Origin of the sequence: Parablautia muri, assembly GCF_009917485.1 — a bacterium.
In the GTDB taxonomy this organism is placed as follows: domain Bacteria; phylum Bacillota; class Clostridia; order Lachnospirales; family Lachnospiraceae; genus Suilimivivens; species Suilimivivens muri.
Window position 1 is genome coordinate 42,877 of record NZ_QZDT01000029.1, and the last position, 12,010, is coordinate 54,886.

9 protein-coding genes are annotated in these 12,010 nt (G+C 46.0%); all 9 read left to right on the top strand.

The genetic code is table 11. From position 1 onward, the window contains the following. Positions 1–149 precede the first annotated feature (149 nt). The 9 genes from D5281_RS16085 (at position 150) to D5281_RS16125 (ending at position 11,701) form a co-directional block, all read left to right on the top strand. Positions 150–1,172 (top strand): branched-chain amino acid aminotransferase, encoded by a 1,023-nt coding sequence (locus D5281_RS16085; protein WP_160561129.1) that lies wholly within the window; start codon positions 150–152, stop codon positions 1,170–1,172. A 303-nt stretch (positions 1,173–1,475) separates the two neighbouring features. Next, entirely contained in the window at positions 1,476–2,234 is a 759-nt protein-coding gene (larB, locus tag D5281_RS16090; RefSeq protein ID WP_330585081.1) for a nickel pincer cofactor biosynthesis protein LarB, read from the top strand. Positions 2,235–2,306: 72 nt separating this feature from the next. Next, positions 2,307–3,662: a nickel pincer cofactor biosynthesis protein LarC gene (larC, locus tag D5281_RS16095; protein ID WP_160561130.1), complete on the top strand. Its 1,356-nt coding sequence runs from the start codon at positions 2,307–2,309 to the stop codon at positions 3,660–3,662. Positions 3,663–3,726: 64 nt separating this feature from the next. Then, the gene (larE, locus tag D5281_RS16100) at positions 3,727–4,560 is read left to right on the top strand and encodes an ATP-dependent sacrificial sulfur transferase LarE (RefSeq protein WP_330585082.1); all 834 of its coding nucleotides are present in this window, start codon (positions 3,727–3,729) and stop codon (positions 4,558–4,560) included. Positions 4,561–4,586: 26 nt separating this feature from the next. Further along, positions 4,587–5,738 (top strand): aldo/keto reductase, encoded by a 1,152-nt coding sequence (locus D5281_RS16105; protein WP_160561131.1) that lies wholly within the window; start codon positions 4,587–4,589, stop codon positions 5,736–5,738. 291 nt (positions 5,739–6,029) lie between these two features. Next, the gene (locus D5281_RS16110; protein WP_160561137.1) at positions 6,030–7,322 is read left to right on the top strand and encodes an adenylosuccinate synthase; all 1,293 of its coding nucleotides are present in this window, start codon (positions 6,030–6,032) and stop codon (positions 7,320–7,322) included. Between the two features lie 36 nt (positions 7,323–7,358). Then, positions 7,359–8,012 (top strand): epoxyqueuosine reductase QueH, encoded by a 654-nt coding sequence (locus D5281_RS16115; protein WP_160561132.1) that lies wholly within the window; start codon positions 7,359–7,361, stop codon positions 8,010–8,012. A 104-nt stretch (positions 8,013–8,116) separates the two neighbouring features. After that, a complete protein-coding gene (argS, locus tag D5281_RS16120; protein WP_160561133.1) occupies positions 8,117–9,898 on the top strand; it encodes an arginine--tRNA ligase in 1,782 nt (593 codons plus the stop codon). A 15-nt stretch (positions 9,899–9,913) separates the two neighbouring features. Next, a complete protein-coding gene (locus D5281_RS16125) occupies positions 9,914–11,701 on the top strand; it encodes an ABC-ATPase domain-containing protein (protein WP_160561134.1) in 1,788 nt (595 codons plus the stop codon). Positions 11,702–12,010: the final 309 nt, after the last annotated feature.

Here is a 12,010-nt window from a genome sequence, read left to right on the forward strand (position 1 = left end):
CAGTAACAGTTCGGCCGAAGGCTGAACTGTTACCATAAAGGAATAAGGATGCCTTTGGGTCTATTGACTTTTGCGTAGAAAAGTATAATAATAAAAAAAGTTTAAAACACATTTATATCTACAGGAAAACGTAAGAGGAGTGCGGGATAATGGAGAAGAAAAATATTGACTGGGCGAATCTTGGATTTTGCTATGTCCAGACGGATTACAGGTTTGTATCCAATTACAAAAACGGCGCTTGGGACGAGGGCGTGCTGACAGAAGATGCCAATGTAGTCATGAACGAATGCGCATGTGTGCTGCAATATGCGCAGACCATATTTGAAGGTATGAAAGCTTACACCACGGCTGACGGACGAATTGTAACCTTCCGGCCGGATTTAAATGGCGAGAGAATGGAGCAGAGTGCGAAGCGTCTTGAGATGCCCGTATTTCCTAAAGATAAATTTGTGGAGGCAGTACTTAAGACAATCCGTGCAAACGAGGCTTATGTGCCTCCTTACGGCAGCGGCGCAACGCTCTATGTGCGTCCTTACATGTTCGGTATCAATTCGGTGATTGGTGTAAAGCCTGCGGATGAATACCAGTTCCGTGTGTTTACCACCCCGGTAGGGCCTTATTTTAAAGGCGGGGTTAAGCCTCTTACAATTCGCATCAGCGACTTTGACCGTGCGGCGCCAAATGGCACGGGACATATCAAGGCAGGTCTTAACTATGCAATGAGTTTACATGCAATTATGGACGCTCACAAACAAGGTTATGATGAAAATATGTATCTTGATGCAGCTACCAGAACAAAGGTGGAGGAGACTGGCGGGGCCAACTTCCTATTTGTTACAAAGGACGGCAAGGTGGTGACACCTAAGTCAGAGAGCATCCTGCCTTCCATTACAAGACGCTCTCTTATGCAGGTTGCGAAAGAATATCTAGGACTGGAAGCAGAGGAGAGAGAAGTTTATGTGGATGAGCTTAAGGACTTTGCAGAGTGCGGTTTGTGCGGTACGGCAGCAGTTATTTCCCCGGTTGGAAAGGTAGTAGATCATGGGAAAGAAATCTGTTTCCCCAGCGGTATGGACCAGATGGGACCTGTGACCCGGAAGTTATACGAAACCCTTACAGGTATTCAGATGGGTACAATCAAAGCGCCTTTAGGATGGGTAGTGGAAGCATAATCAGTGTAATTGTGAAATCTTATTCGTTTATCCACCCTGTTCCCCATGCCGCTGCAAAGCAGCGGCATAAAACCGGGTGAATTAGCGTGGGTTATACTAGAATGGACAATGGAAAATAAGGCGTTCAGGCTGTTAGTTTGAATGCCTTTTTGGTAGAGGAATAAAGGAAAGGGATTCAAGGAATTGCGAAACCGGGGGATGTGAGAACGTTTGGCTGACAGATCCAGTCAATGTGTTTTCGGACCCTTGACTTCGCAATTATTTGTCATTGGAAAATACAAGGAGACATAAAGGAGATATTTTGTGGAGGCAAGAGAAGTATTAGAGCAGGTGAAGGCAGGAAAGATTTCGATAGAAGATGCGGAGAAGTACTTTAAAAAGCAGCCCTTTGAGGAGATGGGTTATGCGAAGCTTGATACACACCGGGAAATTCGTTCCGGGTTTCCGGAGGTAGTTTATTGCAGCGGAAAGCCGGACGAGTATTTGGCGAATATTTATGTCCGGTTATTGGAACAAAATGGAGAAGTGTTTGGAACTAGGGCTAATCCCCATCAGTACGAGGTGGTTAAGGAGGTGCTTCCTGAAATTACCTACGATACGGTATCTCATATTCTCAAGATGGAAAAGCCGGATAAGAAGCGGTATGGAAAAATTGCAGTCTGCACCGCAGGCACAGCGGATATTCCAGTTGCGGAGGAGGCTGCCCAGACAGCAGAATATTTTGGCGCAAGGGTGGAACGGATTTATGATGTAGGCGTCAGCGGTCTGCACAGGCTTATTTCGCGTCTTGATGTGATTCAGGAGGCAAACTGCGTGGTGGCGGTGGCCGGAATGGAGGGAGCGCTTGCCAGTGTGCTTGGAGGACTGGTGAGCAGACCGGTGATTGCGGTTCCCACATCGGTGGGATATGGAGCAAGCATGCACGGCCTTTCAGCGCTCCTTACCATGATTAATTCCTGTGCCAATGGGATAGCGGTGGTGAATATTGATAATGGATATGGAGCGGGTTACATTGCCACACAGATTAATCGATTAGGATGCAGACAGGAAGCTTACGTATAGTGTACTTCGTACACACAGCATGGTTTTGCATGCATACAATTTACAGGCTGCTGGTAAGAATGGAGGGTTAAGATGGGAAATACAGTATATTTGGAATGCTATTCAGGAATCAGTGGAGACATGACGGTGGCGGCGCTTTTGGATGCAGGAGCGGACAGGCAGGCGCTGGAAAAGGCGCTTAGAAGCCTTCCGGTACATGGATATGAGGTGGAGGTAAGCAGGGTAAAAAAGGCAGGGCTTGATGTGTGTGATTTTCATGTCCGGTTGGATGCGGAATTCGAAAATCATGACCATGATATGGAATATCTGCATGGACATTCCCATAGCCATGAACAGGAGCGCGTTCATCCTCACGAGAATCATTATCACGATGAGGAAGCCCATAACCATACACATGCTCACGAGCACCACCATTCGCATACGCACGGAGGGCATACTCATACCGGGCTAAAAGAAATCATGGATATCATTGGACAGGGACAGCTCAGTGACAGGGCAAAGGAGACAGCCGTTCAGATTTTCCAGGTTTTGGCGAAGGCAGAGGCTAAAGCCCATGGAGTCCCCATAGAAGAAGTGCATTTCCATGAGGTTGGGGCAGTAGACTCCATTGTAGATATTGTGGCAGTGGCCGTATGTCTGGATAATCTGGATATCACAGAAGTGATAGTGCCTTTTTTATGCGAAGGAACAGGTACAGTAAGGTGCCAGCACGGTATTTTGCCTATTCCGGTGCCGGCAGTGGCTCATATTGTGGAAGCCCATCAGCTTCCTGTTAGGCTTACGGAGGTGGAAGGAGAGCTGGTTACGCCTACAGGAGCAGCGATTGTGGCGGCGATCAGGACAGGCTCTGAGCTTCCAAAACAGTTTGTAATCAACAAGATTGGAATTGGGGCTGGAAAGCGGAATTATGAAAGACCCAGCCTGCTGCGTGCCATGTTGATTCAGGAAAAGAATACATGTCAAAGCGAAAGCTTAGAGGAAAGCCTGAAAAAGGAAGATTTTATTTATAAGCTGGAGACAAATATTGATGATTGCACCGGGGAAGCGCTGGGGTATACGATGGACAAATTGATGAATGCAGGTGCCAGAGATGTACATTTTCTTCCTGTTTATATGAAGAAAAACAGGCCGGCTTATGAGCTTACCGTGATTTGCGATGAAGAACGGATGAAAAAGCTTGAACAGATTATCTTTCAGGAAACTACCACAATCGGAATACGCCGGGTTAAGATGGAACGCACGGTTCTGCCAAGAAAAAATGATGTTGTAAGGCTGCCGGATGGGGAGCTTAAGGTGAAAAGATGTGTGCTGCCGGATGGACAGGAGCGGTGCTATCCGGAATACGACAGTGTGGCAGCGCTGGCAGAAAAAAGTGGGAAATCTTTTTGGCAGATTATGAGTGCCTTTAAGCAAACGAGTGATACCTGAAAGGGGAAGGAGTAAACTTTATTGGCATCAGTATGGCAGGGAAAACCTGCCGCATGCAGGGGGTATGGGGATGATAGAGGATGGGTATTTGGTAAAAAAGGAAAAGCTTCTTACGCTTATCAATCAATATGTATGTGAGGATATTATGGTTGCTTTTTCCGGCGGTGTGGACAGCGCCTTCGTACTGAAAATGGCCTGTAACGAAGCGGAGAAAACCGGGAAGCAGGTGTATGCGGTGACCATACACACCAGACTGCATCCGGTGAAGGAGCTGGAAGAAACAAAGGAGTTATGCGGAGAAATTGGGGCCAGACATATTATTCTTAAGGTGGATGAGCTTAAGGAAGCAGGCATCATGGACAACCCGGTTAACCGCTGTTATCTGTGCAAAAAGCTGATATTCCTGAAAATAAAAGAAAAGGCGGCGGAGCTTGGGATACGGACTATTTTGGAGGGAACCAATGAGGATGATCTTCATGTGTACCGTCCCGGAATCAAGGCTTTGCATGAGCTTGGAATTATAAGTCCGCTTGCGGATGCAGGCCTTTGTAAGAAAGAGGTGAGGGCATTGGCGGCAGCCTATGGTTTAAAGACATCATCGAAGCCGTCTGCACCGTGTCTGGCTACCAGATTCCCTTACGGGACAACACTTGATTATGAAAAGCTGGCCCAGGTGGAGCAGGGAGAGGCCTATTTAAAAAATCTAGGTTTACATAATGTCAGACTTAGAGTCCATGATGACATAGCTCGGATTGAGGTGGATGAAGATGCTTTTGGAGTATTGACAAGCCATGGAAAGGAAATTGCTGTACACCTAAAGGAGCTGGGATATGTTTACATAACATTGGATTTAGAAGGATTCCGCTCAGGCAGTATGGATGTAAAGCTGGCGCTTTAAGGAAAAGCAGGAAGGAAAGTGATAGGATGAAGTACAGAGAATTAAAGAGATGTAACAATCTAAAAGTGAGCGAGATTGCGTTGGGATGTGAGGGATTTGTGGATAAGACACCGGAAGAATTTAAAGAAATGCTGGACAGAGCGCTTTCTCTTGGTATGAATTTTATTGATATGTATACGCCCAATCCCACTTTCAGAGATAATTTAGGCGCGGCTATGAGGGGCAGGAGGGAAAAGCTTGTGCTGCAGGGGCATATTTGCTCTGTGTGGGAGAACGGAGAGTACCTTAGGACGAGAGATATAGAAAAGACAAAGGCAGGCTTTGAAGAACAGCTGCAAAGATTGGGAACAGATTATCTGGATATTGGGATGATTCATTATGTGGATGCAGAAAAGGATTTTGAAGAAGTGTTTCACGGGGCTGTCATTGAATACTGTAAAGAATTAAAGGCGCAGGGCAAAATCCATGGGATTGGACTCAGTTCTCATAATCCTGTGGTTGCGCGCAAGGCGGTGGAGACAGGTTTGGTTGATGTACTGATGTTTTCTGCCAATGCCGCTTATGATATGCAGCCGGCAAGCGAGGATTGTAATGATTTGTTTGAGATGGCAAGCTATCAGAATGGTTTTGTAGGAATGGATCCTGATAGAAAGGCTTTGTATGAGCTGTGCGAGCGGGAAGGCGTTGCCATTGATGTCATGAAGGTGTTCGGAGGCGGAGATATGCTAAACGAACAGCTTTCTCCCTTTGGCGTGGCCTTCAATGTGTATCAGTGCATAGAATATTGTCTGACAAGGCCGGGAGTCGTTTCCATTATGGCTGGCTGTCACAGTGTCAGTGAGATAGAGAAGATGGCTTCTTACTATGAGGCTTCCAGGCAGGAGAGAGATTATTCTCTTGTTTTATCCCGGATGGATAAATTTAAATTCCAGGGAAATTGTATGTACTGCGGTCACTGCGCGCCATGCAGCGTAGGGATTCATGTGGCGGATGTCAACAAGTACCTGAATCTCTGCCTGGCACAGGGCGCGGTGCCTGAGACAGTGGCGGATCACTACAAACTCTTGGCCCATCATGCATCAGACTGTGTTGCCTGTGGCAGATGCGAGCGTAATTGTCCTTTTGGTGTGGGGATTATTGAGAAGATGAAGAAGGCCGTAGAGGTATTTGGATATTAAAGAAATGTGCGGCTATGCTTCTGGCTGCGTTCCGGAAAGATATCTATAATTAAAACTTATAATCTTTATAATAAATATTGATTTTACTTATGATTATGCCAGGAGTATAATCAAAAAGTAAGAAGCTGATAATAAAAGCAGGTTTTTACAGCCTGCTTTTATTATGTGGAATATTCATAAAGACAGCAAGGGAGAATGCAGGATAAGGTTGAAAGAATTGTATTTTTTCAACCGCAAATTTGTGCTTGAGCGCACAAATTCGCACATTGAGAAAGGAGCATGGTTATAAAAATGGTGAAAGCAGTAGTGGGCGCTAATTGGGGCGATGAAGGAAAGGGAAAAATAACGGATATGTTGGCACAGCAGGCGGATATAATTATTCGTTTTCAGGGTGGAGCCAATGCGGGGCATACAATCGTCAATCATTACGGTAAGTTTGCTTTGCATACGCTGCCATCAGGTGTTTTTTACGGCCATACCACCAGCGTTATAGGCAATGGTGTGGCGCTTAATATTCCTCTGCTTATGAATGAAATAAAATCCATTACGGACAGGAATGTGCCAATGCCCAAAATATTGGTATCCGACAGGGCACAGATGGTAATGCCCTATCATATTCTGCTGGATGCATATGAGGAAGAACGGTTAGGCGGAAAGTCCTTTGGTTCTACCAAGTCCGGTATAGCGCCTTTTTATTCTGATAAATATGCAAAAATCGGCTTTCAGGTCAGTGAACTTTTTGACGAGGAGCTGTTAAAAGAAAAGGTGGAAAGAATCTGCCAGCAGAAGAATGTAATGTTAGAGCATATGTACCATAAGCCCTTGCTTAACCCCTCTGAGCTTTTGGAAACCTTACATGAATATAAAGAAATGGTAGGACCTTATGTGTGTGATGTGTCTGTCTACCTTGACAGAGCAATGAAGGAAGGCAAAACCATTTTGTTAGAAGGGCAGCTTGGAACCTTAAAAGACCCTGACCACGGGATTTATCCCATGGTGACTTCCTCCTCTACATTGGCCGCTTACGGCGCAATCGGGGCAGGCATCCCTCCTTACGAAATCAAGGAAATCATTACTGTGTGCAAAGCATATTCCTCAGCTGTGGGAGCAGGCGCCTTTGTATCGGAAATATTTGGCGATGAAGCAGACGAGCTGCGCAGGCGCGGCGGTGATGGCGGAGAGTATGGCGCGACCACAGGACGTCCAAGGCGTATGGGCTGGTTTGACTGTGTTGCCTCTAAGTATGGATGCAGACTACAGGGAGCTACGGATGTTGCCTTTACTGTGTTAGACGTATTAGGATATTTGGATGAAATACCTGTGTGCGTGGGCTATGAAATTGACGGTCAGGTGACGACAGATTTTCCGGTTACCTGCAGGCTGGAGAAGGCAAAGCCTGTTCTTAAGAAGCTTCCCGGGTGGAAATGCGATATCCGCGGCACGAAAAAATTTGAAGATTTACCGGAAAATTGCAGGAATTATGTGGAATTTATAGAAGAACAGATTGGCTATCCCATTACCATGGTTTCCAACGGGCCGGGTCGTGACGATATTATCTATAGGGAAAGTCCACTTAAAAAGTAGGGTAACGGAGGAACAGGGAGGAACTGCCGGAACAGGATGGGTACAATGAACGTAAATAAAAATTATTCGTTGGAATTAGAGAAAATACTGGGAAATACGGAGAATAAAGGAAAAAAGCTGTTTTTACATAGCTGCTGCGCCCCATGCAGCAGCTATGTGCTTGAATACCTTAGGGGTTTCTTTCAAATTACGGTGTTTTATTACAATCCCAACATCACAGAGGAAGAAGAATACCTGAAAAGAATGGCGGAACAAAAAAGGCTTATAGAAGAATTTAACAGACAGCTTGTGAGCGGAGAAGCATCCGGCTATCCAATTGAAGTGGTGGAAGGGGACTATCCGCAGGGATTATTCTTTGAAACTGTGAAAGGATTGGAGCAGTGTAAAGAAGGCGGAGAAAGATGCTTCGCATGCTATGCGCTTAGGCTGCGAAAAACGGCAGAACAGGCGAAAGAAGCACAGGCTGACTATTTTACCACAACCCTTACCATTAGCCCTCTTAAAAATGCAAGAAAGATAAATGAAATTGGAGAAAAGCTGTCCTGTGAATACGGCATATCCTTTTTACCCTCCGATTTTAAAAAGAAAGATGGATATAAACGCTCTGTGGAACTGTCAAAGGAGTATGGACTGTACAGACAGGATTACTGCGGATGTGTTTTTTCCAAAAGGAATACCTCTAATGCTTGATAAAATGGCAGTGAAATGTTAGGATAGATAAAGTGATTTGTGCGAACGGATAGTATACTGCGTATAGATTTGAGTTGCCGCGCAGCGGCAGTATGGAGGTTTGGATGAAAAAATTTCTGGATTTAATATCAGAAGAAATGATGCATGCGTTTGAGGCGGCCGGATATGACAGGGAGCTTGGAAAGGTAAGCCTTTCTAACCGGCCGGATTTGTGTGAATATCAGTGCAACGGCGCTATGGCGGGAGCTAAGCTCTATAAGAAGGCTCCGATTATGATTGCCGGGGATGTGGCGAAAATGTGCAAGGACAGTAAAGTGTTCCTTACGGTGGAGGCAGTCTCTCCCGGCTTTTTGAACTTGAAGGTGCGGGAGGACTTTGCGGCAGACTATCTGAATCAGATGCGGACAGAGCCTAAGTTCGGTTTGCATACACCTGAGAAGCCTAGTCATATTATCGTGGATTACGGCGGGCCTAACGTGGCGAAACCCCTTCATGTGGGACATCTGCGTTCCGCCATTATCGGTGAGAGCATCAAACGGATTGCAAAGTATGCCGGGCATGAAGTGCTTGGGGATATCCATCTTGGCGACTGGGGCTTGCAGATGGGGCTGATTATCACGGAATTGCAGGAAAGACAGCCGGAGCTTGTATATTTTGACGAGGGCTATCAGGGAGATTACCCCAAGGAAGCTCCTTTTACCATTTCTGAGCTGGAGGAAATTTACCCGGCGGCCAGTGCGAAATCCAAAGAGGATGGCAAGTACAAAGACCGGGCTATGGAGGCCACCTTTAAACTGCAAAGCGGCGTAAGGGGCTACCGGGCATTGTGGAATCACATCATGAAGGTGTCCCTGGCGGATTTGAAGAAAAATTATGAGAATTTAAATGTATCATTTGAATTGTGGAAGGGAGAATCAGACGTCCATGACCTGATACCGGGCATGGTGGATTATCTGAAAAAGGAAGGGTATGCATATATCAGTGACGGAGCCCTTGTGGTAGATGTAAAGGAGGAGACGGATACCAAAGAGATTCCGCCCTGTATGATTTTAAAGTCGGACGGTGCGTCCCTTTATAACACTACGGATTTGGCTACTATTATGGACAGAATGCAGACCTACCATCCGGACAGGATGATTTACCTTACGGATAAGCGCCAGGAACTTTACTTTGAACAGGTTTTCAGATGTGCAAAAAAGACAAAACTGGCAGGCCCTGATACGGAACTTTTGCACATTGGCTTTGGCACCATGAACGGCAAGGACGGAAAGCCCTTCAAGACAAGAGAGGGCGGCGTCATGCGCCTTGAGCTCCTGATAAAAGAAATTAATGATGAAATGTATCGCAAAATTACGGATAATCGTCAGATGGATGAGGAGGAGGCACGTAAGACGGCCAAGGTGGTTGCCCTGTCAGCAATTAAATATGGTGATTTGTCTAACCAGGCCTCTAAAGACTACATTTTTGATATGGACAAATTCACTTCCTTTGAGGGAGATACGGGCCCTTATATTCTGTACACCATTGTCAGAATTAAATCTATTTTAAATAAGATAAATGAACAGGATGAACAAAATGGCAATACCTTGCCAAAGCAGGAGCGGATCCGGAATGCCGGAAGTGATGCGGAAAAAGCGCTTATGCTTGAAATTGCCGGCTTTCAGGCGGCAATGGAGACTGCCTACAGGGAAACGGCGCCCCATAAGCTCTGTGCCTATATTTATGGCCTTGCCAATGCGTTCAACCGTTTTTATCACGAGACTAAAATTGTAACAGAGGAAGATTATGAGAAGAAGTCAGGGTGGGTTGCGCTCCTTGTGCTTGTAAGGGATATTTTAGAAACCTGTATTGATGTGCTTGGCTTCTCAGCGCCGGAAAGAATGTAAGGAATAGAGGGAAATATGCAAACGGCTATTGAATTACGAAATAAATTAAAAAGTATTGACCACCGGGGGTATCCCGCATACAAAGAGCTGCGGGGACAGTATGACTTTAAGGATTATGTGCTTTCCATTGACCATGTGCAGGGAGACCCCTTTGCAGCACCGTCAAGGCTTTCCGTGCGGGTGAAGGGAGAAAAGGCCGGCTTTCCGCCTGCCTTTTATGATACCCATGCTAAGAGAGTGACTTTGCAGGATCATCTCACCAGATTGTTCGGACGAGAGGTAAGCGGCGGCAGTTTCCAGGCAAAAGGTTCAGGGAAAAGCGGTTTGCTTTCGGTTTCAAGATGCGGGCAGCAGGTGTTGGAGAGAACAGCCCTTAGGGTAAATACGGGCAGCACAGCAAAAGGTCATGCTGCCCAGGACAGCGCAGCCCGGACAAATGCAGCGCAGAGCGGTACAAACCAAAGCAATGCTGACAGAGGAGACATCATTTTGCGGTTTGAAGCAGGATTTCCGGCAAATGGCAGAACCATTAACGCCAGAGAATTAGAAAAAATGCTGTTTGATATACTGCCGGAATGCGTTCGAAGAAGTCTGTATTATGCAAGAATCGATAAAAATAAATTAAAACAGGCAATCTGCCTTTGCGAAGACCAGGAATTTATCAGAGAAAAGCTCCCGGAACTTTCTCTGTGCGCCTTTATTGCGGATGGCGCGATTCTGCCAAGAGAGAGCGGCATTTCCGAAAAGCCAATGAAAGGAGCTGTGCCTTTTAAGACGCCGGATACGCTTAAAGTTACGCTTGACCTGCCGAATAGAGGCAGTGTAAGTGGAATGGGTATTCCTAAGGGCGTGACATTGTTTGTGGGGGGCGGCTATCATGGAAAATCCACCATTTTGCAGGCACTCCAAAATGGAGTATATAATCATATCTATGGAGATGGAAGGGAGTTTGTCATTACGGACAGGACGGCGGTAAAGCTCCGGGCTGAGGATGGCAGAAGCATTGCCAATGTGGATATTTCGCCTTTCATCAAAAATCTTCCAAGCAAAAGAGATACGGCTCATTTTTCTACGGAGGATGCCAGCGGCAGCACCTCCCAGGCAGCAAATTTGATGGAGGGTGTGGAAGCGGGCAGCAGCCTGTTTTTGATTGACGAAGACACCTCCGCCACCAATTTTATGATTCGTGACCAACTGATGCAGGAGGTTATCTCGGCAGGAGAGGAACCGATTACTCCTTTCATCTGCCGTGTGAATAGCTTATACAGAGACCTGGACATTTCTTCTATTATTGTTGCAGGAAGCTCGGGCGCGTATTTCCATGTGGCGGACACAGTCATACAGATGAAGGAATATGTTACCTGTGATATTACGAAAAAGGCGAAGGAGGCTGCTATGGGGTACCCGGCTGTGAGCGGGGAGGAAGACAGGTTTCCTGATTACGTTGATAAAAGATGCCCGCAGCCGGACATGGGGCTTAGAAAGGATGACCGTATCAAAATTAAGACAATGGGAACCAGTGAACTCATGCTTTCCAAGGAAAATGTGGAGTTAAGGTATTTGGAGCAATTGAAGGATCAGGAGCAGAGCGCGGCCCTTGCGTGGATTTTAAAATTTGCCGAACTGAAGATGATGGACGGAAGAAAGAATTTAAAGCAGATGAGCGAATTGTTAGAGAAACAGCTTGACAGGGATGGCCTTGAGAGCTTGTTTGAACGGGGAGACATATCTTCTTCACTGGCAAGACCGAGAAAACAGGAAATTTTGGCATGCATAAATCGGTATCGTAGGTTACGCTTTTAAAATTATAAATTACCGAATCCTGTGCCATTGACCGTTTACCGGATACAGCCGCTAAACGGTCTTTTTATACCCGCGGGCAATGGGAATCCATTTTCGAGGATGCCGTGTGCTGGCAGAGCAAAGCACCAGCCCAGACAGCAAAATATTACCTGAACTGACTTTTAATCATCTGGAAACAATGGAAAGTGCGGAAAAAGCGGCAGTGAGGCTTGCAAAAGTTGGGGATAGGAAAAGATCGGAGTGTGTGAAATAATTTCTGTAAATTAAGATCTTCTATGATAAGTTAATAAGAAAGGTAGGTGCTTTTAT